This is a genomic window from Achromobacter sp. 77 (genome assembly GCF_020541125.1).
Classification (GTDB): domain Bacteria; phylum Pseudomonadota; class Gammaproteobacteria; order Burkholderiales; family Burkholderiaceae_B; genus Achromobacter; species Achromobacter mucicolens.
The window spans coordinates 1,515,519-1,538,934 of record NZ_CP059848.1 but is presented as its reverse complement, the minus strand read 5'-3'; the positions used below and the strand labels follow the sequence as shown (position 1 = coordinate 1,538,934).

Below are 23,416 nucleotides of genomic sequence, written 5' to 3'. Positions count from 1 at the left end.
ATTAACCGTCGTTGCGCTGTTGGTCCAGCTTGGCCTTCAGCAGCGCGCCGAGGTTGGTGGTGCCGGACGAAGCGCTGGCGTCGGACATGCGCTGGATCGTGTCGGCGGTTTCGGCGTTGTCGCGGGCCTTGATCGACAGCTGGATCGAACGCGTCTTGCGGTCGATGTTGACGATCATGGCTTCGATGTTCTCGCCGGCGGACAGCACGGTGGTGGCATCTTCGACGCGGCCCGAGGAGATCTCGGAAGCGCGCAGGTAGCCTTCGACGTCCACGGACAGCGTAACCACGGCGCCCTTGGCTTCGACCGACTTGATGGTGCCCGGAACCACGGCGCCCTTGTCAAACGTGGCGACGAAGTTGTTGAAGGGGTCGCCTTCCAGCTGCTTGATGCCCAGCGAGATGCGTTCCTTGTCGGTGTCGATGCCCAGAACCACGGCTTCGATTTCGTCGCCCTTCTTGAAGTTGCGCACGGCTTCTTCGCCAGCTTCCGTCCACGACAGGTCGGACAGGTGGACCAGGCCGTCGATGCCGCCGGGCAGGCCGACGAACACGCCGAAGTCGGTGATCGACTTGATGGCGCCGCGGACCTTGTCGCCACGCTTGAAGTTCGTGGCGAACTCTTCCCACGGGTTCTGGCGGCACTGCTTCATGCCCAGCGAAATGCGGCGACGGTCTTCGTCGATTTCCAGGACCATGACTTCGACTTCTTCGCCCAGGGTCACAACCTTGCGCGGGTCGACGTTCTTGTTGGTCCAGTCCATTTCGGACACGTGGACCAGGCCTTCGATGCCGGCTTCGACTTCAACGAACGCGCCGTAGTCGGTCAGGTTCGTGACCTTGCCGAACAGGCGGGTGCCTTGCGGGTAGCGGCGAGCCAGGCCCACCCACGGATCTTCGCCAAGCTGCTTGACGCCCAGGGAGACGCGGCTCTTTTCCTGGTCGAACTTGAGGACCTTGGCTTCGACTTCCTGACCCACTTGCAGGACTTCGGAGGGGTGACGCACACGGCGCCAGGCCATGTCGGTGATGTGCAGCAGGCCATCGATGCCGCCCAGGTCGACGAACGCGCCGTAGTCGGTGATGTTCTTGACCACGCCCTTGACCACGGCACCTTCGTGCAGGGTTTCGAGCAGCTTTTGACGCTCTTCGCCCATGCTGGCTTCCAGCACCTGGCGACGCGACAGCACAACGTTGTTGCGCTTGCGGTCGAGCTTGATGACCTTGAATTCGAGGGTCTTGCCTTCGTACGGGGTGGTGTCCTTGACCGGACGCAGATCCACCAGCGAACCCGGCAGGAACGCGCGGATGCCGTTGGTCATGACGGTCAGACCGCCCTTCACCTTGCCGGTGATGGTGCCGGTAACCAGTTCGCCGTTCTCCAGGGCCTTTTCCAGTTGCAGCCAGGCCGACAGGCGCTTGGCGCGGTCACGCGACAGGATGGTGTCGCCGTAGCCGTTTTCCAGGGAATCGATGGCCACCGAGACGAAATCGCCGGGTTGCACTTCGAGCTCGCCCTGGTCGTTCAGGAACTCTTCCAGGGGGATCAGCGCTTCGGACTTCAGGCCGGCGTTGACGACGACGAAATTGTGGTCGACGCGCACGACTTCGGCGCTGATGACCTCGCCGGACTTCATGTCCTGGCTCTTGAGGCTTTGTGCGAAAAGGTCGGCGAAGCTTTCGCCGCCGGTGGCGGTAGTGGAAACGGAAGACATGGGGTTGAAATCCATTGGGCCGAAATGGCCGTTAAGAACACACCGCAGCGGATTGCCCGCCACAGTGGAGTCAAAATACCTGCCGGCTGGCTGACCCTTGCGGGGTGGCCCGTGGGGGAGTCGCCTGGCTTGAGCAGGGCCTAATCAAAAAACTGCTTTAAATGCTGCCTAGCGCGTCACTGGTTGGCGTGCTGCCAGAAATCCAGTATTGCCTGCACCGTTTCTGCGATTGTCAGGTTGGACGAATCCAGCACGTGTGCATCTGCTGCGGGAGCGAGCGGCGCGGTGGCGCGCCCGGTATCGCGCGCATCACGCTCGCGCATATCCCGCAAAAGGTCGTCTAGATTAGCAGAAATTCCCTTTTCGATCAACTGCTTACGCCGCCTCTCCGCCCGGGCGACAACGTCGGCCACCAGGAAGACCTTCAGGGACGCATCCGGGAACACGACGGTGCCCATGTCACGGCCGTCCGCGACCAGGCCCGGCGGCAGCCGGAAGGCGCGCTGGCGCTCGAGCAGCGCCTGCCGCACGCCCGGGAAAGCAGCCACGCGGGACGCGAAATTGCCCACTTCCTCGCGGCGGATGTCATGGCCCGCATCGGCGCCCTCGAGGTACACGTGCGGCCCTTCGAAACGCACATCCAGCGTCTCGGCCACGCGCGCCACGGCGGGCTCGTCCTCGGCGGCCACGCCGCGGTTGATGGCGGCCAGCGCCGTCAGGCGGTATAGCGCGCCGCTGTCCAGCACGGCCCAGCCCAGCGCCTTCGCGACGCGATGGGCCACGGTGCCCTTGCCGGACGCGGTGGGGCCGTCGATCGTGATGACCGGGGCCGGTGAGGCGGAAGTTGAAGCTGTCGAAGTCATGGATGCCATGCAGCGCTAGGCCGACACCAGGCCGGCGTAGACGTCAAAGTAACCCGGGAACGTCTTGCTGACACAACCGGGGTCGAGAATGCGGACCGCCGCCGGGCCAAATGCCGCCAGCGAGAAGCACATGGCCATGCGATGGTCGTCCCAGGTGCCGATGTGCGCATCGCGCCAGGCGTCCTGCGCCGGCGGCGTCACCTGCAGCCAGTCGGGGCCGGATTCCACCCGTGCACCCAGCTTTTCAAGCTCGGTCTGCATGGCGTGGATGCGGTCCGTCTCCTTGACGCGCCAGCTGCCGATGTTGCGCAGCCGGCAGGGGCCGTCGGCATACAGGGCCAGCGCAGCGGCCGTCATGGCGGCGTCGGGAATCAGGTTGAAATCGGTGTCGAAAGCCTTCAGGCGCGCGCCGTCAGCGACCTGCACACCCGAGACTTCGATCCAGCCCGGGCCGTAGGTGACCTGGGCGCCCATGTCGGCCAGGGTGCTCGCGAATCCCACGTCGCCCTGGATGCTGTCGGCGCCCACGCCGGTCACCCGCACGGGGCCGCCGCCGATGGCGCCCAGCGCCAGGAAATACGACGCCGTCGATGCGTCCCCTTCCACGGCGATCTCGCCCGGACTCCGGTAAGCCGCGCCCGCCTCCACCACGAAGCGGCTCCAGCCATCCCGCTGCACCAGCACGCCAAAGCGCGCCATCAGGTTCAGGGTGATTTCGATATAAGGCTTGGAGATCAGCTCGCCCACGACCTCGATGGTCACCGGCTTGCCGCTGCGCGCCGCCTGCAGCGGCGCGGCCAGCAGCAATGCGGTCAGGAATTGGCTGGACACCGAACCCTGCACGCGCGTCACCGCGTTCTCGGCGATGTCGCCGCGGCCGATGTGCAGCGGCGGATAGCCCGGCTGCCCCAGGTATTCGATGCGCGCGCCCAGCGCGTTCAGGGCATCGACCAGGTCGCCGATGGGGCGTTCGTGCATGCGCGGCACGCCGGACAGGCGATAGTCGCCGCCCATCAGCGCCAACGCCGCCGTCAGCGGGCGGATCGCGGTGCCGGCATTGCCCATGAAAAGGTCGGCGCTTTCCACCGGAAAGCGGCGCACGCCCTGCACCGTCACGCGGCCGGCGTCCAGGTCGGACACCTGCACGCCCAACTGGCGCAACGCAGCCAGCATGACGCGGGTATCGTCGGAGTCCAGCAGGCCGGTGATGACGGTCGAGCCCTCGGCAATGGCCGATAGCAGCAGCACGCGGTTGGAAATGCTCTTGGATCCCGGCAAGGCCATCATGCCCTGCGCACGCCGCACGCGCGGCAGATCGAGGTAAGGCAAAGCGCCCATTGAACTACTCCTTGCGCCAGCCGCGGCGCGCACGCGCCGCCGTGTCCAGCAACGTCAGCAAAGCCTCGCCGTCGCCATCGGCAATAGCGCGCTCGGCACGGTCCAGCACCCCGCGCAACGCAGCCAGTTCGGCCAGCATCGCGTCGCGGTTGGACAGAAAGATGTCGCGCCACATCTCGGGCGATCCGGCGGCGATACGGGTGAAGTCGCGAAAGCCGCTGCCCGCCAGGTCAAGCCGGGTCTGGGCGTCGGCGGCCGTGGCCACCTGTTCCATATACACCGCGGAAAGCAGATGCGGAAGATGGCTGACCGACGCGAGCACACGGTCGTGCGCGCCCGCCTCCATGTCGATCACGTCCGCGCCGCAGGCCTGCCAGGCCCGGCGCACAAGCGTCAGGGCGGCCGCCTGGTTTTCCGGCACGGGCGTGAGGATGACGGTGCGCCCGCGATACAGGCTGGCGTCCGCCGCCTCCGGCCCGGTACGCTCGGCACCCGCGATGGGGTGGCCCGGCACGAACTGGCCTATGCGGTCGCCCAGCGCCTCGCGCGCGGCGTCGACCACCTCGGCCTTGGTGCTGCCGCCATCGGTCAGGATGGTATTTGGGGCAAGGTGCGGCCGCATCTGCGACAGCACGTTGGTCAGGCCGCCAACCGGGGTGGCCAGCATGATGAGATCCGCATGGGCGGCCGCGGCTTCGGCCGGCACGGCCTCGTCGATCAGGCCCAGCGCGACGGCGCGTTCCAGCGACTGCGCGTTGCGTCCCACGCCCAGCACCTTGCCGACCTGCCCGGCTTGGCGCAAGGCCGCCGCGAACGAACCGCCGATCAAGCCGACGCCAACCACTGCCAACACAGGAATCAGGGGGCCCGCGGCCCCCTGATCGGAAGAAGGTAACGCGTCGTTCATGCGGTCAGGATGGCGGTCAGGGCGTCGATGAATCGGGCGTTTTCATGGGGCAGTCCAATGGACACGCGCAACCACTCCGGCAGGCCGTCGCCGGCCACCGGACGCACGATGACGCCACGCTTGAGAAGTTCAAGATTGATGCGCGGCGCGTCGCCCACGTGGACCAGCACGAAGTTGCCGTAGCTGGGCACGTAACGCAGGTTGAGCTTGTCGAACGCGGCGCAGAGCTGGGCCTTGCCCGCCTTGTTGGAGGCGTAGGCCTCTTCCAGATAATCCGCATCGCCGAGCGCGGCGATGGCCGCGGCCTGGGCCAGCGTGTTGACGTTGAACGGCTGGCGCACGCGGTTCAGCAGATCGGTCAGGCCGGGCTGCGCGACCGAGAACCCGACACGCAGGCCCGCCAGGCCATAGGCCTTGGAGAACGTGCGCGACACGATCAGGTTCGAATAGCGGCGCACCAGCGCGGTGCTGTCAAAGCGCAATTCGGGGTCGAGGTATTCGTTGTAGGCCTCGTCCAGCACAACGGTGACGCGGTCGCCGTGGGCGGCCTGCACACGTTCGAGGAATTCGGCGACCTTCTCGCCCGGCACGAAAGTGCCGGTCGGGTTGTTCGGGTTGGCGATGAACACCAGCCGCGTGTCGTCGGCGATCGCCTCGAACATCGCATCCAGGTCATGGCCGTGGTCGACGGCGGGCACCACGATGTGGCGCGCGCCGCGCGCCTGCGTGGCCAGGCGGTAGACCGCAAACGAGTGCTGCGCGTACACCGCCGAAGTGCCCGGTTCCAGCAGCGCGAGCGCGGCGATTTCCAGGATGTCGTTGGAACCGTTGCCCAGCGTGATCCAGTTCATCGGCACGCCATAGCGTTCGGCAAGCGCCGCCTTCAGGTCGAAACCGTTGGGATCCGGATAGCGCGCCAGCGATTCGGCGGCGGCCAGCATGGCCGCGCGCGCCGACTTGGGCATGCCAAGCGGGTTTTCGTTGGAAGCCAGCTTGACGATGGTGGCCGGATCCAGCCCGAACTCGCGGGCCAGTTCTTCAATCGGCTTGCCGGCCTGGTACGGGGCAATGGCACTGACGTGCGCGGGGGCAACGAGGGGCTTGGATGCGTGGGTCATGATGTGGGATTCACTGCGCCGGGTACGAGCCCAGCACTTTGAGGTAGGCAACCTGCGCCTGCAGGGCTGCCAGGGCGCGCTCGACATTCGGGTCGTTCCGGTGGCCCAGGACGTCGACGTAGAAATAGTATTCCCACTGGCCGGTGCGCGCCGGGCGCGACTCGAAGCGCGTCATCGACACGCCGTTGGCGGCCATGGGCGCCAGCATTTCATAGACGGCGCCCGCGCGGTTGGGCACCGCCAGGATCAGGCTGGTCTTGTCCTTGCCGCTGACGAGCGGCTCGATGTTGCCGATCGCCAGAAAGCGGGTGCGGTTGTGCGGGTCGTCCTGGATGCCGGCGGCGATGATCTGCAGGTTCCAGGCAGGCGCCGCGACATCGCCGGCAATCGCCGCGATGGTCGGATCTCCGGCGGCAGCGCGCGCCGCTTCGGAGTTGCTAGACGCGGCCACGCGCTCGACGTCGGGATAGTTGCGCGTCAGCCAGCCCTGGCACTGGGCCAGCGCCTGCGGATGCGCGGAAATGGTCTTGATGCCGTCCATGCTGCCCGATTGCGACATCAGGCAATGACGAATCACCAGCGAACGCTCGCCCAGGATCTTGAGCGGGGTGTTCAGCAGCAGGTCCAGGCTGCGGTTGACGGCGCCTTCGGTCGAATTCTCGACAGGCACCATGCCCACGTCGGCCTGCCCGGCCTCAACGGCCCGGAAGACTTCGTCGAACGAGGCGCAAGGCAGCTTCTGCACCGCATGCCCGAAGTGTTCCAGCGCGGCCTGTTCCGAAAACGAACCCTGCGGGCCCAGGAACGCGACCGTCATGCCGCGTTCAAGGCCGCGGCATGCGGAAATGATTTCGGTCCAGACCGACGCAACGCCGGCATTCGGAAACGGACCAGGATTGATCTGCTGCAGGCGGCGGATGACTTCGGCCTCACGCTCGGGCCGCAGCACGGGGCCATCGGCGTGCGCCGCGTGCTTGGCCTCGCCCACTTCCAGCGCGGCGCGGGCGCGCTGCGACAGGAGATCAAGGATTTGCGCATCGAGGTCGTCGATACGCTTGCGCAGGGGAAGCAGCTTGCGCTGCAGCTCTTCATCCATGGCGGCGCTCGAAGTCCTTCAGGTACTCGACCAGCGCCTTCACGCCTTCGAGCGGCAGCGCGTTGTAGATAGAGGCGCGCATGCCGCCCACGCTCTTGTGGCCCTTCAACTGCGTAAGGCCCGCTGCCTCGGCGCCCTTCAGGAAGGCGTCGTTGAGCGACTCGTCATGCAGCACGAACGGCACGTTCATGCGCGAACGCACGGGCGCGTGAATGGGATTGCGGTAGAAACTGGTGCTGTCCAGATAACCGTACAGCAGGTCGGCCTTGGCCTTGTTGGCCGCTTCCATGCCAGCCACGCCGCCGTTGGCCTTGACCCACTTGAACACCAGGCCCGCGATGTAGATCGCGAAAGTGGGCGGGGTGTTGTAGCGCGAGTGTTCGGCGGCCACGTTGGCGTAGTCGAACGCGGACGGGCAGATCGGCAATGCCTGGCCGATCAGGTCGCGGCGCGCGATGACCATGGTGACGCCGGCCGGGCCAGCGTTCTTCTGCGCGCCGGCGTACATCATGCCGCAGCGCGTCACGTCCATCGGGCGCGACAGGAAATGCGAGGAAGCGTCGATGACCAGCGGCACGTCGGGCGCGCCCAGGTCGGCGGTGTCGGGCCAATCCAGGAACTCGACGCCGCCAATAGTCTCGTTGCTGCACAGGTGCAGGTAGGCCGATTCCTTGCGCACCTGCCAGGTATCGGCAGCCGGCACCCAGGTCAAGGGCGCCTGCTCGCGGCCGTCGATCTGGGTGGCGTGGTCGGAGCTGGCCGCGATATGCGTGCTGCCGTAGCGGCCGGCTTCCTTGTACGAGCGCTTGGACCAATGGCCCGTCACGACGAAGTCCGCGGCCGGCGCGCCGCGGCGTCCCATGAGATTCATGGGAACGATGGCGTTTTCCCCGGAACCGCCGCCTTGCATGAACATGACGGCGTAGTCCGCCGGCAGGCCCAGCAGGTCGCGCAGATCGGACTCTGCTTCATCGCAGATCTGCACGAAATGCTTGCCGCGATGGCTCATTTCCATCACGGACATGCCGCTGCCGTGCCAGTCCAACATTTCTGCAGCGGCTTGCTGCAGCACCACCTCGGGCAGGACCGAGGGGCCGGCCGAGAAGTTCCAGGGGCGGGCCATTATTGCTCCGTAGGTTCCGTCGAATCTGCTGGGTCGCTGCTGTCGTCGCCACCGGCTTGCTGGCCGTCTTCGTCCAGTTCGCCGTCGTCGTCCGCATCGCTTTCCACGACACGGCGCACGCCGGACAGCGTGCTGCCATCGTCGACGTTGATCAGCGTGACGCCCTGCGTCGCGCGGCCCATTTCGCGGATTTCCGCGACGCGGGTGCGCACCAGGACGCCGCCAGTGGTGATGAGCATGATTTCATCCGTGGGCGTGACCAGCACCGCACCCACGACCTTGCCGTTACGCGAGGTGGTCTGGATGGCGATCATGCCCTTCGTGCCGCGGCCGTGGCGCGTGTACTCCGCGATCGGCGTGCGCTTGCCGTAGCCGTTTTCGGTGGCGGTCAGCACCGTCTGCGTTTCGTCGCCGGCGACCAGCAGCGCAATCACGGTCTGCGTGTCTTCGAGCATCATGCCGCGCACGCCGCGGGCATTGCGGCCCATCGGACGCACGTCGTTCTCGTCGAAGCGCACGGCCTTGCCGGCGTCCGAGAACAGCATGACGTCATGCTTGCCATCCGTGAGGTCGGCGCCGATCAGGTAGTCGCCATCGTCAAGGTCGACGGCGATGATGCCGGCCTTGCGCGGGTTGGAGAAGTCGGACAGCGGGGTCTTCTTGACCGTGCCGCGCGAGGTCGCCATGAAGACGAAGTGGTCTTCGCTGAATTCCTTGACCGGCAGCACCACCGTGATTTTCTCGCCGTCGGCCAGCGGGAACATGTTGACGATCGGCTTGCCGCGCGAATTACGCGTGCCCTGAGGCACTTCCCAGACCTTCAGCCAGTAGACGCGGCCGCGGTTCGAGAAGCACAGCAGGAAGTCGTGCGTATTGGCGATGAAGAGCTGGTCGATCCAGTCGTTTTCCTTCATGGCCGTGGCCTGCTTGCCGCGTCCGCCGCGCTTTTGCGAACGGTATTCGGACAACGGCTGGCTCTTGATGTAGCCGCCGTGCGACAGCGTCACGACCATGTCGGTCGGCGTGATCAGGTCTTCGGTATCCAGTTCCGTCGCGTTCAGTTCGATTTCCGAACGGCGCGAATCCTTGGCGCCGGTCGAGAACTCGGCCTTGATGGCCTGCAGTTCTTCGCTGATGATCGTCGTGATGCGCTCGGGACGGGCCAGGATGTCCAGCAGGTCGGCGATGGTGGACATGATGTCCTTATATTCGCCGACGATCTTGTCCTGCTCCAGCCCGGTCAGGCGTTGCAGGCGCATGTTCAGGATTTCCTGGGCCTGGGTGTCGCTCAGGCGGTACAGGCCGTCTCCCTGAAGGCCGAACTCGACGCCCAGGTCGTCCGGACGGAAGGCCGCGCGGCCTCCCGGCGTGTCGCCGTCGGCGCGCGACAGCATTTCACGCACCAGCGACGAATCCCAGGACTTCGCCATCAGTTCCTGGCGGGCCACCGGCGGGGTCGGCGCTGCCTTGATGATCGCGATGAAATCGTCGATGTTGGCCAGCGCAACCGCCAGGCCTTCCAGCACGTGGCCGCGCTCGCGGGCCTTGCGCAACTGGAACACGGTGCGGCGCGTGACCACTTCGCGGCGATGCTGCAGGAAGTAGTCGATCATCTGCTTCAGGTTGAGCAGGCGGGGCTGGCCGTCGACCAGCGCCACCAGGTTCATCCCGAAGGTGTCCTGCAGCTGGGTGTTCTTGTAGAGGTTGTTCAGCACGACCTCAGGCACTTCACCGCGCTTGAGCTCGATGACAAGGCGCATGCCGTCCTTGTCGGACTCGTCGCGGATGTCGGAGATGCCTTCGATCTTCTTGTCGTTGACCAGCTCGGCAATGCGTTCCTGCAGCGTCTTCTTGTTGACCTGGTAGGGAATCGCGTCGATCACGATCGCCTGGCGATTGCCCTTCTCCATGTCTTCGAAGTGCGTCTTGGCGCGCATGATGACGCGGCCGCGACCCGTGCGATAGCCTTCGCGCACGCCGGACATGCCGTAGATGATGCCGCCCGTGGGGAAGTCCGGCGCCGGGATGAGCTCGATCAGCTCATCGACCGTGCACGCCGGATTGCGCAGGCAGTACAGGCAGCCGTCGACCACTTCCTGGAGGTTGTGCGGCGGAATATTGGTGGCCATGCCCACCGCGATGCCCGAGCTGCCGTTGACCAGCAGGTTGGGCAGGCGCGACGGCAGCAGCAGCGGTTCCTGTTCGCTACCGTCGTAGTTGGGTCCGAAATCGACGGTTTCCTGGTCGATGTCGGCCAGGAGCTCGTGCGCGATCTTGGCCAGGCGGATTTCGGTGTAACGCATCGCGGCGGCGTTGTCGCCGTCGATGGAACCGAAGTTGCCCTGCCCGTCGACCAGCATGTAGCGCATGGAGAAATCCTGCGCCATGCGGACGATGGTGTCGTAGACGGACTGGTCGCCGTGGGGGTGGTACTTACCGATGACGTCCCCGACGATACGCGCGGACTTCTTGTAGGCGCGGTTCCAGTCGTTGTTCAGCTCGTGCATCGCGTAGAGCACGCGCCGGTGGACGGGCTTCAAGCCGTCCCGCACATCCGGTAGCGCCCGACCGACGATCACGCTCATCGCGTAATCGAGGTAACTGCGGCGCATCTCTTCTTCCAGCGATACCGGAAGCGTCTCCTTGGCAAAGGAATCCATATATATAACGACAGAATCGTGTAAGGAGGAACCCGGGCCGGGTAAACAGGAAATTCTATCATTCGATTGAGGGACCGGTCGGATGGGCCGTCGGAAGGCGCCGCAAGCGGACCGCGACGGATCGATCGGAAACGCCGCCCGGCCAAGCCCGCCCGCGCCCCGCGGCCCTGTTGTCAAAAACCAACATGGGAAACGGCAGGAGTGCCGAAAACGTCATATCCAGCATTAATGCGCCTGTCCAGGGAAGCCAAAGCCCCCCAAATGCCTTAAGATTGTTTCCAGCACGCAGGAAACCCAGTAGCTATTCCTTTGAACCAGCTCTTGGCGTTGCTATACTGGCCCCGTTTTCCTGATATGCGGCGGGGGTTCGCTGCGAGTCACTTATCCAGCTTCAAGCTCAACGAGGAGAAACATGAACAAACCCTCCAAATTCGCTCTGGCGCTCGCCTTCGCCGCCGTCACGGCCTCTGGTGTAGCTTCCGCGCAAACCGTGGACAACTGGCGCAACCCGTTCGGTAACGTTTGGAAGAACGGTACGAACGAACTGTGCTGGCGCGATGCCTTCTGGACCCCGGCCACCGGCATCCCCGGTTGCGACGGCGTCCCGGTTGCCCAGCAGAAGGCGAAGCCGGCCCCGATGGCGGCAAAGGTCGTGTTCAATGCTGACACGTTCTTCGACTTCGACAAGTCGACCCTGAAGCCCGAAGGTCGCCAACTGCTGCAGCAAGTCGCTCAGCAAGCCAGCACCATCGATCTGGAAACGATCATCGCCGTCGGCCACACCGACTCGATCGGTACCGAACAGTACAACCAGAAGCTGTCCGAGCGCCGCGCCGCTTCGGTCAAGGCTTACCTGGTCAGCCTGGGCATCGACCCCAACCGTATCTATACGGAAGGCAAGGGCGAACTGCAGCCGATCGCTTCCAACAAGACGAAGGAAGGCCGCGCCCAGAACCGTCGCGTTGAGATCGAAATCGTGGGTAGCCGCAAGTAATTGCTGGACTAGCTACAATAAAGGGGCCTCGCATAGCGAGGCCCTTTTTTTCGCCTGCGCCGAGCCCGTCGGATGCAGCGCCGAGCCCTCTCCTCGCCTAGCGCGCTGGACCCCTCTATATATAGAGCAGCCTTACGCCGGACCGCCCATGAACACGCAAACTCACGACACCGCGCAAGCCTCCGTCAACGCCGACCAGGCCGAAATCGACAAGTTCAGCGCCCTGGCCAGCCGCTGGTGGGATCCCGAAAGCGAGTTCAAGCCGCTGCACGCCATCAATCCGCTGCGCCTGGAGTGGATCCAGGAATGCGCGGGCAGCCTGGCCGGCCGCAAGGTGCTGGACGTTGGCTGCGGCGGCGGCATCCTGTCGGAAGCCATGGCCCGCAGCGGCGCCGAGGTGACCGGCATCGACCTGGCCGACAAGTCCCTGAAGATCGCGCGCCTGCACGGTCTGGAATCGGGCGTGAAGGTGGAGTACCGCAAGGTGCCCGTCGAGGAACTGGCCGCCGAGCAACCCGGCCAGTACGACGTGGTGACCTGCATGGAAATGCTGGAACACGTGCCGGATCCCGCCTCGATCGTGCGCGCGTGCTCGACCCTGGTGAAACCGGGCGGTTGGGTGTTCTTTTCGACCCTGAACCGCAACGCCAAGTCCTTCGTGTTCGCCATCATCGGCGCGGAATATGTCCTGCGCCTTCTGCCGCGCGGCACGCATACCTACGACCAGTTCATCAAGCCGAGCGAACTGTCGGCCGCGGCGCGCGGCGCCGCGCTGGAGCCGGTGAGCATGCGCGGCATGGAATACAACCCGATCACCCAGATCTACTCGCTGTCGTCCGACACCTCGGTCAACTACCTGATGGCTACCCGTAAATGAGCGCCCTGATCCTGTTCGATTTCGACGGCACGCTGGCCGACACCGCCCCCGACCTGGCAGCCGCCGCGAACCGGCAACGCACCCGCCGCGGCCTGGAGCCAATGGCTTACGAGGCGCTGCGTCCCGTGGCGTCCCAGGGTGCGCGAGGCCTGCTGCGCGTGGCGCTGGACCTGCAACCGGGTCATCCGGACTACGAGCCCACCCGCCTGCAGTTCCTGGAAGACTACGCCGCCAGCTCGACGGTGCACAGCAAGCTGTTCCCGGGCATTGAGGAACTGCTGGCCGATATCCGCAATCGGGGCATGTCCTGGGGCATCGTCACCAATAAGGTCACCTACCTGACCTTGCCAATCGTGGAATTCCTGGACCTGACGCGCGACAGCGCCGTGCTGGTTTGCGGCGACACCACCGCACACGCCAAGCCCCACCCCCTGCCCCTGCAGCACGCCGCGCGCGAAGCGGGTTTTGAGATCGACCGCTGCGTCTACGTCGGCGACGACCTGCGTGACATTCAGGCTGCCCACGCCGCCGGCATGCCCGCCGTGGCAGCTGCCTATGGCTACGTGGGCGAAGAAGACAACGTCATCGCCTGGCAGGCGGAAACCTGCGCCAATTCGCCCACGGAATTGTGGGCGGCCATCGAGCCCTTGCTGCCGCGCGACCTGCGCTGACCGTCGCGCACGGGCGACCCGGCGGCTGCCCGTCCCGCCGGGGCGGCGTCCGCACCTGCCTGGTGCCCGCCACTGTTCGGCCTTATTAGCGCAACTGACCGAACAATCTATCCGGACGCCGGGGCTTTATCCGCCCCGCAATCTCCCCTAAAGTGTGAACCGTACACCGCGCTCCGGCTTTTTCGGATCGCTTCGCTACCGGCGCATGCCGGCGTCGTGGCCCAAGCAGGCCGCGGCGACTTCCCCATGCTGACGGCCCTCAGCGTCCCGTCGCACCGTGCCCCGCCTGCCTGGCGTGGCGCACGCCAGACCTTTTAGACCTTGCCTTCAACTCCCTGCACGCGCGGCGCCTTCCGGCCTCGCGCCCAAGGAATGCCTATGCTTTTGCCCATCCTGCTTCTTTCCGCCGCCGGCTTCACCATCCTGACCACCGAGTTCCTGATCGTGGGCCTCCTGCCCGGCCTCGCCCGCGACCTGAACGTGACCGTTTCCCAGGCCGGCCTGCTGGTGACGCTATTCGCCTTCACCGTCGCGGCGACCGGCCCCCTGCTCACCGCCCTCATGGCCAACATGGAGCGCAAGCGCCTGTTCATCGGCGTGCTGGTGCTGTTTGGGCTGTCCAATGCGCTGGCGGCGGTGGCGCCCAACATCTGGATCATGGCGATCGCCCGCTTCGTGCCGGCGCTGGCGCTGCCGGTGTTCTGGTCGCTGGCCAGCGCCACCGCCGTGGAACTGGTGGGACCGGCACGCGCCGGACGCGCCATCTCGACGGTGGCCTTCGGCATCGTGGCCGCCACGGTGTTCGGCATTCCCATCGGCGTGCTGATCTCGGACGCCTTCGGGTGGCGCGCCGCATTCTGGGTGCTGTCCGCGGTGGCATTCGCCAAGGCCCTGCTGCTGCTCCTGACCTTTCCCAGCACGCGCGTCCGGGCCGACAGCGTGCGCCTGGTCACGCAGTTGCGCATCCTGCGCGATCCCATGGTGGTCAGTCACGTGTGGCTGTCGCTGCTGGTGTTCACGGGCATGTTCACTGCCTACACCTACCTGGCCGACATGCTCGAGCGCCTGGGCGGTTTTGACGGCGAGACCGTCGGCTGGACAATGATGGCGTTCGGCGCGGTCGGACTGGCCGGCAACACGCTGGGCGGGCGCCTCGTGGACCGCAGCCCGCTGGGCGCCACGGCCCTTTTTTCGGCGCTGATGGCCGTGGGCCTGACGTTCGTTGCACCCGCCATGCAGTCGCATGGCCTGCTGGCGGTGGCGCTGGGAATCTGGGGCATCGCCCAGGCCGCGCTGTTCATCGTCTGCCACGTGCGGCTGATGAAGTCCGCCCCCGAAGCGCCCGCCTTTGCCGCGTCGCTGAACATCTCGGGCGCCAACATCGGCATCGGCCTGGGCGCCGTGGTGGGCGGGCACGTGATCGACCACTACGGCCTGGCGGCGCTGGGCGGCGCAGCCGCCATCATCGTGGCGGTTTCCGTGGGCCTGGCCGCGCTGATGATGGCGGCGGCGCGCGGCCGTCGTCAGTCCAAGGCGGCGTGCGCCAACGCCGTCTGAGCCGGCGCCGGTGTCCAGGCCGCCACGCCGGTTCCGGCGGGCAATTGCGCGATGGCAGGCTATTGCGTTTGACAGTACAATAGAGGTTCTTGGGGCCGATCCGGATTCGACGTGGGTCGCGAAACAACTCAGGGCATGCCGAGCACCAGTACGCTCGTTAAACCACTGGAACACTACAAACGCCAACGACGAGCGTTTCGCTCTCGCCGCTTAAGCGGTGAGCCGCTGCACTGATCTGTCCTTGGGTCAGGCGGAGGAAGGCAACTTCCTAGGGGGGTAACCCTCGAACCGCAGCAGCGACATTCACAAGGAATCGGTCTGCGCTGGGGTCACACGGCTCAGATTTAAATTACGTGAATCGCTTTGGTCCGGCCTGTCGGTTGGCTAAGTCCAAAGTTAAAACCAAATAAATCGACTACGCATGTAGAACTGGTTGCGGAGGGCTTGCGGACGGGGGTTCAATTCCCCCCGGCTCCACCAAATACTCTAGCAATATCAAGCACTTAGAAAAGGCCAACCCAAAAAGTTGGCCTTTTTTTTGGGCTGTTTTGGGTAGTTTGGTCAGTTTTTTGGTCAGCATTTCGCGGCACTGGTGCGATCTCGCACATCTTCATGTTGTAAATCCGCGACGGCCCTGGCGACCAGATCGCGATCCGCAGGTTGCTTCGGCTCCATACGAGGGGATCTACATGCGTACGATGCTGTAACAATCAGGTATGATCTTTCGGCCAACAGGACGGCCTCCCGGCCGCCTCCCATTTTGATAACTTTTAATATATAATATGGGCAAGTTCGTCTTCGAGCTTGAGGCCCGAGAGGACATCCAACTCCTCAGCTTCAAGTACCCCATCGAATTGACCACGTTGCGAGAGCTGTTTCGGCAGCTCGCGGCTGACGATGATCTATTCAACAAGATATGGGAAGACGGCTATGGCGAGTTCCGCAACCCCGAGGACAAAGTCAATGTACTCAAATGGCGTAAAGCTCACGAAGAAGGCGGTCGTGGGCTGTGGCGGTTGAAAAGCTTAGAGCTTGAACGGAACGAAAAACTCTTCCGAGTTTTTTATTGTATGCACGATGGCAACGCTGAAATTGCGCGTGTGCTTGCCGTAATACAAATCGACAAAGAAGATAAATCAGAGTTCGACTATGACAATCTCAAAAGTCCTGTGGCAGATCGCTTGCTGCGCGCCTACGATCGCGTCTGCAACCCCCAGCGCTGAAGTACAGGCGGCCCTCGCCCTACAACCTCAATGGTTCTTTGTTGGCGATCGGATGATCGAGGTCAACGTGCCAGCCGTCGCTGCGCCCGTGGCCCAAACTCAATTTTCGCTAGATGAAGCGTTTGCAGGGCTGGACGAGCGCGTCGGCGCGGAAGACGTTCGAGCCGCTACCAATTTGGTTTCGCAGTTGCTCTACCCTGAGCATCAAGCGAAGCCTACATTGGCGGTTCTCAGACTTCGCACTGGCATGTCTCAGCGGCAGCTAGCTGAGGCGGCCGATGTTAAGCAACCGCAGATTGCGCGCCTGGAGTCTGGTAAGGACAACCCCAACCCGACGTTTGACACCATGATGAAGCTTGCCCGCGGGCTCGGCATTTCCGTAGCTGAAGTGGCCTCGGCACTCGAAACAACTATTGAAGCAAAGAACCATGCGTGACGAAACCCGCCAACTCGCGGTCACCTTTTGCGAGGACGTTCGCCTGGAAATAACAGGTCAGACGTCACACATTGGGATCTTCAACGGCACGCTGGTCACTCAGTCGTTCCCGATGAGTCTGCCGAAGTTTTCGGTCGCCGTTGAGATCAGTACCCCGTATGACGAGCAGTTGCAATCGCTACGCTTCGAACTCACCAGCGATCTTGGTCAGGTACTTGTCTCGCAGGACTTCCCGAGCGAACTGCTCCAGCAGCAAAGGTCGATCGTGCAAGAGGAGGCGTTCGCCGGCGCTGAAGAGAAGAGAGTGGGTTTCAGAACTCAGTTCATTGTTGCGCCGTTGTCTTTGAGCGAGCCGACCATGCTGCGCTCCCGCATCGTCACAGAGAAAGGCGAAGTGAAAGGGCCGAGCCTGCGAGTTGCTCAAGGCAATCCTTTCATACCCAACATGCAGCACATCGGCGGCTGACCGCAAGGCCGAAGTGGCCCCAGAGACGCGGGCTTTCCTCTTTCGAGGATTCCATGTGTAGCCACTATCAAACACTGAAGGACGCCGAACTGCTGCTGAAGAAGTTCGGCGTGACCCGGCCGGGTGTGCTCGGCAAGTACGACATGTGGCCGCGCTACCAGGGCATCTTCGTACGCCGACCGCCGGAGCATGATGCAGGCGACGAGGCTGTGCCCGATCTTGAATCGGTGGTCGGACGTTGGGGTCTGATATCCGGCTCTACGCGGCCCGACGCACTGGCCGGTGCTGAGAAGCTCTCGACCTTCAATGCGCGTGATGACCGCGTCGCCAATGCCTTCACCTTCCGCAACGCTTGGCGCCGCACGCAGCACTGCATCATCCCGGCCGATGCGATTTTCGAGCCGGATTGGCGATCCGGCAAAGCGGTCGCAACCCGGTTCACGCGAGCGGACGGCGCTCCGCTGGGAGTCGCTGGCCTGTGGGACCGCTACCGCGACGCGGCCGGCCACTGGCAAGAAAGCTACACGATGCTGACCATCAATGCGGACACTGATCCACTCTTCCGCGACTACCACCAGCCAAACAAAGAAAAACGCATGGTGGTGATTCTGCCCGAGGGCGCCTATGGAGACTGGCTCACCGCCAGCGCCGACCAAAGCCGCGACTTCCTCGTGCCCTTCCCCTCCGACAAGCTCGTCGCCACGCCGATGGCCTGACCCCGATTCTGCTGCCATATACTGTATATCCATACAGCAACATCACAGCAGAATCATGCTTTGCTCCGTCGTCCGCACCCACTACCTCGGCCAGAAGCGTCGGGACAATGACCCCGCGCCAGCGGTGACCGGCACTGTGCGGATGTACTCGATCACGCGCGAGGACATGCGCCGCCAGGTGCGCGTCATGACAATGGACGGCCTGGCGAAGTTCGGCGCGACCGCGAAGGGTCCGATCCCCGACCTGCTGGAACCGGAGCTACTCACCTTCTGCTCCGACAGGGGCATGATGGTCTGTGGCTTCGAAGAGATCGACGGACGGCGCTACTACCAGGGATGGTGGATGCAATGGCTCGAAGGGTAGGCCGTTATTGAAAATGGAATTCAACCCCATTTTCATAAAGTAATTAATGTAATAATTATGTCGCCTCCCACGTGCATCAACAACGAAGAGAGACACATAATGAAAAGAATAGCGCTGCTTGTATCCGTCGTCGCCCTATCCGGCTGTTCGACCTATGACATGGCCCTCATGGACCAGAAAAGCGGCACCACCGGCCGTGGCTTCGCAAAATGGAACGGCGCCGACGCAACTGTCGATCTCGCCGGCAAGATCTACACCGGGGAATTTCGCTACAGCCCGAATCGGACCATTTCGGTGCCCTCCATATCGCTCGCGGACAACCTGCCGCCCGCGATGGAGGAGAAGAAAAAGAATCTTGGATTTGTTGGCGGCAACGGGACCTTTTTCGCGCGCTCCGCCGACAACAGCGGCCTGCGTTGCGTGTTCGCGCTCAATCCCCGGAACGAAATCGGCTCCGGCGCCTGTATGGATGATGCAGGGGTCATGTATGACCTCCAGATCAACTAAGCCAGGTAGTGGCGTCGCTGGCCCGGCGAAAAAATCCCGCTCAATCAGCGGGCCACCAAAGCCGACACCGCTCCTCGCACTCCTCGACGCCAGCGCCGAGTGGGGCAAGTCCTGTCGAACCGAAGGTCTCTCCGTGGCCGGATGGAGCATCAACTTCCAGAAGAAATGCGTCAGCGTGTCCGGCTGGAATGTTCGCCTTGCACCCGTGGAATTGATGATCTTCGCCCGGCTTCTGGCCTCACCTGGTGATTTGATCAGAAGCGGGGAATTTCACTCGTTGCTGGCCCGATGGAGCGGTGACGCCCAACCCGACGAGCTCAACCTGCGGCTTCGAGTGAACATCTCGAAGATGCGGGCCAAGTTTTCCCGACACGGGATCAAATTGCCGATCCTCGCGGTGCCTCGCCAGGGATACAGATTCTCGCTGGCGCCTGAAGATCAGCCATCGCAGCGTCAAAAGAGCAACGACGGCTAGGGCAGCCGGGCCTGACACGCTGCCAGTTGTGCGGTCACTTGCCGGAAGGTCTAGCACAAACCGTCGGTTTTGAGGGATGTGTGGCGAAAGCCACATAACGACCCAAACATCTGCGGCGGAAAACCCCCAAGAGGATTTTCCCAAGTCGTGACAATAGTATTTAGGTCGTCCTTACCTCTGAGGCGACCCCATGAAACGACTCGAATCCTACCTGCGCATCGCCGACCTCATTACGAGGGTGATCCAGCGCGTACTGGTCTGTGCCGTGTATCTGCACGTGCTCATCTCGGCCACGCCTCCACAGTAGCCCGATGCCGGGCCGAGCATTCCCCATACCGGAGCGCCAGCGCCATGTAACTGCGCGCGAAGTCGTCCCAGCTATCGCTTGTCACCTCCGGCACCGGCAGGCACAGCTGGGCCAGGTTGGCGGGCAGTATTGGCCAGGCGGCCGGCTTCGTTGATGTGCTGCAGCCGCTCAGCATCAAGGCGGCAGCTAGCAGGCAAAGGGGTCTGAACTTCGACACGGGTGTACCTTTCGATGGTTTTGGGCTCGGAATCGCGCAGCGCCACCAAGGCGCCCTCCAGGGTGTCGGAGATTCCGCCCAGGCGCGCGGTCTGATTCTTGAACTCAGTGAGCTCGGCCAGCATGTGATCCGCATTCGCCTTGTCGACGCCGGCCTGATATTGGCTGGCGCCATACCAGCGCACCCCGAAGACGACGGCAGTGAGCATCGCCGCGCCGATCAGGTATGGCAGCGCCGCGCGCAGGAGCGGATTCATCGTGTCACCTCGGCCACCGCCCGCGCGTAAAGGGCCGGCCACGTCGCCGCATGCGGTTTCCCCGGACGCCAGGTGCGCAGGTAGAGATTCCAGGCCCCCTGCTTATCGCCGACCGCAGGCAGCCGACCGGGGTCACTCCACAGCAGCAGGCGCGCCAGGCCAGCCGCCAGCACGTCGTCGTGCTCGATGGCATCCCAGATAGCGGCGTCGCGAGCCGGCACGCCCCGCGCCTGGTAAAGGTGCGCGGCCGCAGCGCTGGTGGCGACGTGCAGCCGGACGCCATGTACCATCCCGCCGCCCTGCTCGGCCTGCCAGAAGCTCTTCGCGGGCCCGACCGGGCGCGGCGGGTTGCCCACGAGCTGGCGCCGATGTTCGAAGCGCGATTCCTGCAGCCCGATCGCCAGCAGCATGATGCGCGCTTCGGGCGTGTCCATGCCGGCGGGCAGCAGCGCCAGCGCCGGGTTGATGCCGGCGGCGATGATTTCGGATAGCGTCATTGCTTGGGGCTCCTGATGTGCTTGGCCGTCACGGCAGCCACGTAGAAGGCGGCAGAGGCCGCGAACGCCGCGTCCCCCGCGCTGGCCCAGCCCGCCACGAAGATGCGGCAAGCGGCACCCGTAGCCGTCAGGCAGATGGCCGACAGGCCGATCCGTTCAAGCGTGGTGTCCTTGATGGCTCGGGCGAACACGGCCAGGCCGGCGCCCCCGGCTACCACCAGCCAGCAGACGAACGCGAGAACTGCCCACAGCGTCAGATAGATGGTGCTGTCCATGTCATGCCCCCTTGCCGCGTACGCGGTCGATGACTGCCTGCCAAAGCGCGGCGATGGGCGCGGACTGAACCGCCTCCCAGGCGCGCGAGACGATGGCCATGCCGAACATGCCCATCAGGAAGCCCGCCAGACCTTCGGGAATGCCCAGCGCGAGGGACAAGTACGGCGAAGCGTAATAGGCCACCAGCGAGCCGCTGACGGCCATGCTGATGCGCGCCGGCCAACTGCCTTGCAGGTAGCGCATGGACACAGCTGCGCCCAGGACGCCGGCGAACTTGGCCGCAAAGGCGTCAAAGTCTTGGATGTTCAATCGCGTCTCCTTGAGACGAAAAAAATCCCGCCTTGGCGGGATGAATTGAGATCGAGGTCGCTGCGGTGCCACTTGCACCCGTCACGCCTTCAAGGTCGCGGCGAAGAGGAACAAGGCGCGAAGGTCCGCGGCAGCCAGGCCCAGTGTGTCGGCGATCGCGCTGAGCATCGGGCTGGTCGGGTCGAACACCTGCATCTCTTCCCAAGCGGTCCGGTAGTACGCCGGCGTCTCAGGCCGGGCAAGTAGTTGCTCGGTGGCTTCGAACAGCGAAATGCCACCTTCCTCCAGCGGTATGTCGCCGTAGGGCGTAGCTCGCATGGCCTCGCGCCCTTGCCAACGAGACACTGGCAAAGGCTCGGGCTCGGGAGGGACATATGGCGGAGGCGGAGTGCTCCGGACAAGGGTTTGAGGAACGGAAAGTTCAGCGCCATGAACCGCAACGAACCTCAGCCCGGCGTCCACTTCGACCACTGAAACATCATCCTCGAACTGCCAATACTGGCCGGTTTCGGTGTCTTTGAATGTTTGCATTTATCGGTATTCCCACCATGCGGAGATGGCGCTTGCCACGGGCACTATCCGGTATGTGGAACCGGCGGGAACAACTACCTGCGCGCCCAGGCTCGCGGCCGACGTAGGATTGAAAGAGTCTTGCGCAAGCCGATCATCCACGTACATGATGATGCGACCGTTCGCCGCATTCAGCGCGACAGAAGCCATCACTAATATCGGCTTGCTGGTTGAGTTCGTGAAGTTTGTATTTGGCGCGCGAGAGGCCCCTACGTTCTGCCAAGACTGCCCGATGCCAAGCGCATTGATGGCTCCCAGATCCGCGATTCGGGCATTCTCCTGCCATCCCTCCCAGACCTTGCTGGAGGTAAAGCGCACGCGCCTGAATGTGCGGCCTGTTCGCGTGGTGTACGCCTGCGTCACCTGCATATTGCCCGCGTTCGAAGCCTCCACTATGAGCGTGCCAGCTAATTGAATGGGCCAGTTGAGCGCTGCAGTGGCGTTCGCATCGGACTGGATGACGTAGAAGCCTGGGCGCACCACGTCGTTGGCATTCGTTCCAGCAAAAATGATTTCGCTGAAGCCGTTCGCGAGCACATCGATCAGCCCGTTGATCTTCGTAAAAGCCGATCGGGGAGACTCACCGCGCCCTCCTCCGACCTGCGGCGTATCCAGATCGATCTGAAAGTCGGAGTAATCAGGCATCGCCTTCTCCCGTGGGCATCCTCGCGGCCTCCTGCGCCTTGATCGCGTCGGCGATGCCCTGCCTGGCGATCATCTCCAATCGGGCCGTCAGCCCATTGATGAGCTCGTGGGTCAAGCGATTGCCCATGTTCTGGAGAAGGACCTGATGAATTTCCTGTTGCATGTTTTGCTATGCCCCTAAAAACAAATCCGCCCAGAGGCGGTATGTCGGTTAAAGCCCGTTCACGTCGATGACCGTGTAGTTCCATAAAGGTCGGTCAATGGACGGGGCGTTGATCGCGTTGGTATACGGGCCTTGGACTCGTGGCGCATTTGCGATTCCAAGCGTGTTGCCCAGTTGTCTGACGCAGGCGGCAATCCAGAAGAACATGTAGCCGGGGTTCGGCCCGACCCCTACAGGCACCTCTTCCGTATACGAGCAAAGGTTGCCCTGAAGGACTGCCGGAACCGTCCCTACCGGCATGGTGTAGGTCAAAAACTGCGGCGGCATGTTGTCCTGCGTCGTCGGAAGATCAGCTCTCGTCCCCCCGAGACTGGCCAGATACCGCATGTACTGGTTCCGCGAATCGAAGGAGATCGCCCAATTCGCGTTTTTCACCCGAAGCCCATAATCCTGCCCAGCAGGAAACCCCGTCACATCTGGCGAAGCAAACACGTACCAGTAGATCGTCGCCTGCGAGCCGCCGACGATGTAGGACAGGAAACTCACTGTCATCGTCGTTGCCGTAAACGTCGCCCCCATAATGAAGGATGGTAAATCTGCCCGCCAGGCAAAGGACGAAGATGAGTTGTAGGGAACGGTGATCGTTGCTGCGCGCCAAGAGCTAAAGCCAACGGCTTGATTCGCCACCGCTACGCCCTTAGCCCACAAAGCCAGGTTTTTAAAGGTGCTGTCGATCTGAGTGATCAGGTCGCCGTTTCTGATTCGTACCCCAAAGTCGGCCATTAGCCTATCCTCCCATAGCCGACCCGGACGGAAACGCGATTAATTGGCGAGACGAAATACCATATGAACCCGGACGCGGTCGCCGAAATGATCGGCATGTTCATGTAGCCGGCCGCTCCTTCACCGCCAACGGGGAAAAAGAACGGTGCTCCGCCGACCAGCTCGGGCAAGCTGATCGAACCGTCGGCGGTACCGGTGACGAAGTCCCCAAGGATGCGCGGAAGAGTGGAGGTGTACTGCACCTGCACGTTGCCCGCGGCATCCTTTATCTGAACGCCAAATGCCATC

28 protein-coding genes and 1 other RNA gene are annotated in these 23,416 nt (G+C 63.5%); 12 read left to right on the top strand and 17 right to left on the bottom strand.

Annotation, left to right across the window (positions count from 1 at the left end; genetic code table 11):
• Position 1: 1 nt before the first annotated feature.
• The 8 genes from rpsA to gyrA all read right to left on the bottom strand — a co-directional run bounded on the left by rpsA (position 2) and on the right by gyrA (position 10,819).
• Positions 2-1,714 (bottom strand): 30S ribosomal protein S1, encoded by a 1,713-nt coding sequence (gene rpsA / locus H4P35_RS07055; protein WP_056322251.1) that lies wholly within the window; start codon positions 1,712-1,714, stop codon positions 2-4.
• A 176-nt stretch (positions 1,715-1,890) separates the two neighbouring features.
• Positions 1,891-2,577, bottom strand: a complete 687-nt coding sequence (cmk, locus tag H4P35_RS07050) for a (d)CMP kinase (protein ID WP_226848524.1) — start codon at positions 2,575-2,577, stop codon at positions 1,891-1,893.
• Between the two features lie 15 nt (positions 2,578-2,592).
• Positions 2,593-3,915: a 3-phosphoshikimate 1-carboxyvinyltransferase gene (gene aroA / locus H4P35_RS07045; RefSeq protein ID WP_180099120.1), complete on the bottom strand. Its 1,323-nt coding sequence runs from the start codon at positions 3,913-3,915 to the stop codon at positions 2,593-2,595.
• Between the two features lie 4 nt (positions 3,916-3,919).
• A complete protein-coding gene (locus H4P35_RS07040; protein ID WP_226848523.1) occupies positions 3,920-4,822 on the bottom strand; it encodes a prephenate dehydrogenase/arogenate dehydrogenase family protein in 903 nt (300 codons plus the stop codon).
• On the bottom strand, positions 4,819-5,940 hold the full coding sequence (hisC, locus tag H4P35_RS07035) for a histidinol-phosphate transaminase (RefSeq protein WP_226848522.1): 1,122 nt from the start codon (positions 5,938-5,940) through the stop codon (positions 4,819-4,821). The genes H4P35_RS07040 and hisC overlap by 4 nt, the downstream gene beginning before the upstream one ends.
• 10 nt (positions 5,941-5,950) lie before the next feature.
• The gene (gene pheA / locus H4P35_RS07030) at positions 5,951-7,036 is read right to left on the bottom strand and encodes a prephenate dehydratase (protein ID WP_056322239.1); all 1,086 of its coding nucleotides are present in this window, start codon (positions 7,034-7,036) and stop codon (positions 5,951-5,953) included.
• On the bottom strand, positions 7,029-8,159 hold the full coding sequence (gene serC, locus H4P35_RS07025; RefSeq protein WP_056322236.1) for a 3-phosphoserine/phosphohydroxythreonine transaminase: 1,131 nt from the start codon (positions 8,157-8,159) through the stop codon (positions 7,029-7,031). Before serC ends, pheA begins: the two co-directional genes overlap by 8 nt.
• Positions 8,159-10,819, bottom strand: coding sequence for a DNA gyrase subunit A (gyrA, locus tag H4P35_RS07020; protein ID WP_226848521.1), 2,661 nt, complete (start codon positions 10,817-10,819; stop codon positions 8,159-8,161). Before gyrA ends, serC begins: the two co-directional genes overlap by 1 nt.
• A 412-nt stretch (positions 10,820-11,231) precedes the next feature.
• Here gyrA and ompA point away from each other — a divergent pair, with 412 nt between their 5' ends.
• From ompA to H4P35_RS06960, 12 genes are all read left to right on the top strand, one after another.
• Positions 11,232-11,813, top strand: coding sequence for an outer membrane protein OmpA (gene ompA / locus H4P35_RS07015; RefSeq protein WP_056322232.1), 582 nt, complete (start codon positions 11,232-11,234; stop codon positions 11,811-11,813).
• A 148-nt stretch (positions 11,814-11,961) separates the two neighbouring features.
• Positions 11,962-12,690, top strand: a complete 729-nt coding sequence (ubiG, locus tag H4P35_RS07010; protein WP_056322229.1) for a bifunctional 2-polyprenyl-6-hydroxyphenol methylase/3-demethylubiquinol 3-O-methyltransferase UbiG — start codon at positions 11,962-11,964, stop codon at positions 12,688-12,690.
• Positions 12,687-13,361: an HAD-IA family hydrolase gene (locus tag H4P35_RS07005; protein WP_062838600.1), complete on the top strand. Its 675-nt coding sequence runs from the start codon at positions 12,687-12,689 to the stop codon at positions 13,359-13,361. Before ubiG ends, H4P35_RS07005 begins: the two co-directional genes overlap by 4 nt.
• A gap of 378 nt (positions 13,362-13,739) precedes the next feature.
• A complete protein-coding gene (locus H4P35_RS07000; protein ID WP_226848520.1) occupies positions 13,740-14,918 on the top strand; it encodes an MFS transporter in 1,179 nt (392 codons plus the stop codon).
• 91 nt (positions 14,919-15,009) lie between these two features.
• Positions 15,010-15,398: a transfer-messenger RNA gene (ssrA, locus tag H4P35_RS06995) on the top strand.
• A 302-nt stretch (positions 15,399-15,700) separates the two neighbouring features.
• Complete coding sequence (locus tag H4P35_RS06990; protein WP_226848519.1) at positions 15,701-16,141, top strand: hypothetical protein; 441 nt, start codon at positions 15,701-15,703, stop codon at positions 16,139-16,141.
• 52 nt (positions 16,142-16,193) lie between these two features.
• Positions 16,194-16,577 carry a helix-turn-helix domain-containing protein gene (locus tag H4P35_RS06985; protein WP_226848518.1) on the top strand — a complete coding sequence of 128 codons (384 nt, stop codon included), beginning with the start codon at positions 16,194-16,196 and terminating at the stop codon, positions 16,575-16,577.
• A complete protein-coding gene (locus H4P35_RS06980) occupies positions 16,570-17,043 on the top strand; it encodes a hypothetical protein (RefSeq protein WP_226848517.1) in 474 nt (157 codons plus the stop codon). Before H4P35_RS06985 ends, H4P35_RS06980 begins: the two co-directional genes overlap by 8 nt.
• Positions 17,044-17,096: 53 nt before the next feature.
• Positions 17,097-17,759 carry an SOS response-associated peptidase gene (locus H4P35_RS06975; protein WP_226848516.1) on the top strand — a complete coding sequence of 221 codons (663 nt, stop codon included), beginning with the start codon at positions 17,097-17,099 and terminating at the stop codon, positions 17,757-17,759.
• 55 nt (positions 17,760-17,814) lie between these two features.
• On the top strand, positions 17,815-18,123 hold the full coding sequence (locus H4P35_RS06970; protein WP_226848515.1) for a hypothetical protein: 309 nt from the start codon (positions 17,815-17,817) through the stop codon (positions 18,121-18,123).
• Between the two features lie 168 nt (positions 18,124-18,291).
• Positions 18,292-18,630 carry a hypothetical protein gene (locus tag H4P35_RS06965; RefSeq protein ID WP_142054313.1) on the top strand — a complete coding sequence of 113 codons (339 nt, stop codon included), beginning with the start codon at positions 18,292-18,294 and terminating at the stop codon, positions 18,628-18,630.
• Positions 18,611-19,105: a helix-turn-helix domain-containing protein gene (locus H4P35_RS06960; RefSeq protein ID WP_142054311.1), complete on the top strand. Its 495-nt coding sequence runs from the start codon at positions 18,611-18,613 to the stop codon at positions 19,103-19,105. Before H4P35_RS06965 ends, H4P35_RS06960 begins: the two co-directional genes overlap by 20 nt.
• 378 nt (positions 19,106-19,483) lie before the next feature.
• Here the strand turns inward: H4P35_RS06960 and H4P35_RS06955 are convergent, their stop codons facing one another.
• From H4P35_RS06955 to H4P35_RS06915, 9 genes are all read right to left on the bottom strand, one after another.
• Positions 19,484-19,885 carry a hypothetical protein gene (locus H4P35_RS06955; protein ID WP_142054309.1) on the bottom strand — a complete coding sequence of 134 codons (402 nt, stop codon included), beginning with the start codon at positions 19,883-19,885 and terminating at the stop codon, positions 19,484-19,486.
• Positions 19,882-20,382, bottom strand: coding sequence for a hypothetical protein (locus H4P35_RS06950; protein ID WP_142054307.1), 501 nt, complete (start codon positions 20,380-20,382; stop codon positions 19,882-19,884). Before H4P35_RS06950 ends, H4P35_RS06955 begins: the two co-directional genes overlap by 4 nt.
• Positions 20,379-20,657, bottom strand: a complete 279-nt coding sequence (locus tag H4P35_RS06945; protein WP_142054305.1) for a hypothetical protein — start codon at positions 20,655-20,657, stop codon at positions 20,379-20,381. The genes H4P35_RS06950 and H4P35_RS06945 overlap by 4 nt, the downstream gene beginning before the upstream one ends.
• A gap of 1 nt (position 20,658) precedes the next feature.
• Entirely contained in the window at positions 20,659-20,967 is a 309-nt protein-coding gene (locus tag H4P35_RS06940) for a hypothetical protein (protein WP_142054303.1), read from the bottom strand.
• An 81-nt stretch (positions 20,968-21,048) separates the two neighbouring features.
• Positions 21,049-21,285 carry a hypothetical protein gene (locus H4P35_RS06935; protein ID WP_142054301.1) on the bottom strand — a complete coding sequence of 79 codons (237 nt, stop codon included), beginning with the start codon at positions 21,283-21,285 and terminating at the stop codon, positions 21,049-21,051.
• Between the two features lie 213 nt (positions 21,286-21,498).
• Positions 21,499-22,182: a pyocin knob domain-containing protein gene (locus tag H4P35_RS06930; protein ID WP_142054299.1), complete on the bottom strand. Its 684-nt coding sequence runs from the start codon at positions 22,180-22,182 to the stop codon at positions 21,499-21,501.
• Positions 22,175-22,345, bottom strand: a complete 171-nt coding sequence (locus H4P35_RS06925) for a hypothetical protein (RefSeq protein ID WP_160144424.1) — start codon at positions 22,343-22,345, stop codon at positions 22,175-22,177. Before H4P35_RS06925 ends, H4P35_RS06930 begins: the two co-directional genes overlap by 8 nt.
• 48 nt (positions 22,346-22,393) lie before the next feature.
• Complete coding sequence (locus tag H4P35_RS06920) at positions 22,394-23,128, bottom strand: hypothetical protein (RefSeq protein ID WP_226848514.1); 735 nt, start codon at positions 23,126-23,128, stop codon at positions 22,394-22,396.
• Positions 23,128-23,415: a hypothetical protein gene (locus H4P35_RS06915; RefSeq protein WP_226848513.1), complete on the bottom strand. Its 288-nt coding sequence runs from the start codon at positions 23,413-23,415 to the stop codon at positions 23,128-23,130. Before H4P35_RS06915 ends, H4P35_RS06920 begins: the two co-directional genes overlap by 1 nt.
• Between the last annotated feature and the right edge of the window lies 1 nt (position 23,416).

Bases quoted from the DNA above. Each gene is read 5' to 3' on its own strand.
- rpsA (WP_056322251.1), bottom strand. From the start codon at position 1,714: ATGTCTTCCGTTTCCACTACCGCCACCGGCGGCGAAAGCTTCGCCGAC.
- cmk (WP_226848524.1), bottom strand. From the start codon at position 2,577: ATGACTTCGACAGCTTCAACTTCCGCCTCACCGGCCCCGGTCATCACG.
- aroA (WP_180099120.1), bottom strand. From the start codon at position 3,915: ATGGGCGCTTTGCCTTACCTCGATCTGCCGCGCGTGCGGCGTGCGCAG.
- H4P35_RS07040 (WP_226848523.1), bottom strand. From the start codon at position 4,822: ATGAACGACGCGTTACCTTCTTCCGATCAGGGGGCCGCGGGCCCCCTG.
- hisC (WP_226848522.1), bottom strand. From the start codon at position 5,940: ATGACCCACGCATCCAAGCCCCTCGTTGCCCCCGCGCACGTCAGTGCC.
- pheA (WP_056322239.1), bottom strand. From the start codon at position 7,036: ATGGATGAAGAGCTGCAGCGCAAGCTGCTTCCCCTGCGCAAGCGTATC.
- serC (WP_056322236.1), bottom strand. From the start codon at position 8,159: ATGGCCCGCCCCTGGAACTTCTCGGCCGGCCCCTCGGTCCTGCCCGAG.
- gyrA (WP_226848521.1), bottom strand. From the start codon at position 10,819: ATGGATTCCTTTGCCAAGGAGACGCTTCCGGTATCGCTGGAAGAAGAG.
- ompA (WP_056322232.1), top strand. From the start codon at position 11,232: ATGAACAAACCCTCCAAATTCGCTCTGGCGCTCGCCTTCGCCGCCGTC.
- ubiG (WP_056322229.1), top strand. From the start codon at position 11,962: ATGAACACGCAAACTCACGACACCGCGCAAGCCTCCGTCAACGCCGAC.
- H4P35_RS07005 (WP_062838600.1), top strand. From the start codon at position 12,687: ATGAGCGCCCTGATCCTGTTCGATTTCGACGGCACGCTGGCCGACACC.
- H4P35_RS07000 (WP_226848520.1), top strand. From the start codon at position 13,740: ATGCTTTTGCCCATCCTGCTTCTTTCCGCCGCCGGCTTCACCATCCTG.
- H4P35_RS06990 (WP_226848519.1), top strand. From the start codon at position 15,701: ATGGGCAAGTTCGTCTTCGAGCTTGAGGCCCGAGAGGACATCCAACTC.
- H4P35_RS06985 (WP_226848518.1), top strand. From the start codon at position 16,194: ATGATCGAGGTCAACGTGCCAGCCGTCGCTGCGCCCGTGGCCCAAACT.
- H4P35_RS06980 (WP_226848517.1), top strand. From the start codon at position 16,570: ATGCGTGACGAAACCCGCCAACTCGCGGTCACCTTTTGCGAGGACGTT.
- H4P35_RS06975 (WP_226848516.1), top strand. From the start codon at position 17,097: ATGTGTAGCCACTATCAAACACTGAAGGACGCCGAACTGCTGCTGAAG.
- H4P35_RS06970 (WP_226848515.1), top strand. From the start codon at position 17,815: ATGCTTTGCTCCGTCGTCCGCACCCACTACCTCGGCCAGAAGCGTCGG.
- H4P35_RS06965 (WP_142054313.1), top strand. From the start codon at position 18,292: ATGGACCAGAAAAGCGGCACCACCGGCCGTGGCTTCGCAAAATGGAAC.
- H4P35_RS06960 (WP_142054311.1), top strand. From the start codon at position 18,611: ATGACCTCCAGATCAACTAAGCCAGGTAGTGGCGTCGCTGGCCCGGCG.
- H4P35_RS06955 (WP_142054309.1), bottom strand. From the start codon at position 19,885: ATGAATCCGCTCCTGCGCGCGGCGCTGCCATACCTGATCGGCGCGGCG.
- H4P35_RS06950 (WP_142054307.1), bottom strand. From the start codon at position 20,382: ATGACGCTATCCGAAATCATCGCCGCCGGCATCAACCCGGCGCTGGCG.
- H4P35_RS06945 (WP_142054305.1), bottom strand. From the start codon at position 20,657: ATGGACAGCACCATCTATCTGACGCTGTGGGCAGTTCTCGCGTTCGTC.
- H4P35_RS06935 (WP_142054301.1), bottom strand. From the start codon at position 21,285: ATGCGAGCTACGCCCTACGGCGACATACCGCTGGAGGAAGGTGGCATT.
- H4P35_RS06930 (WP_142054299.1), bottom strand. From the start codon at position 22,182: ATGCCTGATTACTCCGACTTTCAGATCGATCTGGATACGCCGCAGGTC.
- H4P35_RS06925 (WP_160144424.1), bottom strand. From the start codon at position 22,345: ATGCAACAGGAAATTCATCAGGTCCTTCTCCAGAACATGGGCAATCGC.
- H4P35_RS06920 (WP_226848514.1), bottom strand. From the start codon at position 23,128: ATGGCCGACTTTGGGGTACGAATCAGAAACGGCGACCTGATCACTCAG.
- H4P35_RS06915 (WP_226848513.1), bottom strand. From the start codon at position 23,415: ATGGCATTTGGCGTTCAGATAAAGGATGCCGCGGGCAACGTGCAGGTG.